Origin of the sequence: Ochrobactrum sp. SFR4, from assembly GCF_019730395.1 — a bacterium.
GTDB lineage: Bacteria > Pseudomonadota > Alphaproteobacteria > Rhizobiales > Rhizobiaceae > Pseudochrobactrum.
In genome coordinates this window covers 1-281 of sequence record NZ_JAAPBB010000676.1, presented here as the reverse complement: position 1 = coordinate 281, position 281 = coordinate 1, and the positions used below count along the sequence as shown (strand labels likewise).

The window sequence follows — 281 nt, the reverse complement described above, 5'->3', positions numbered from 1 at the left end:
CCAGAGCGCCGAGAATAGCGACAAGGCAACCAGCACGACAAAGGGCGACATGTTCAGCTTTCGCCCGATCATGCGCGGCTCAAGCGCGTTGCCAACCCACATCTGCGCCGCAATAAGCAGCGCGCCAGTGATCAACGTTGTCGGTATAGACCCAAATTGGACGATACTGAATGCGACGGGAAAGATGACGCCAAGCATCGAGCCAACGTAGGGTATGTAGTTCAGAACCCCGATGGTCAGCGCCCAGAATAGCGCATACTCGATATCCATTAACCACAAGA

Annotated in this window: 1 protein-coding gene; it reads right to left on the bottom strand. The window is 54.8% G+C overall.

What is annotated here, in order from left to right; genetic code table 11:
• A partial coding sequence (locus tag HBA93_RS20765) for an AI-2E family transporter (RefSeq protein WP_221724535.1) occupies positions 1–281 on the bottom strand: 281 nt, incomplete at both ends.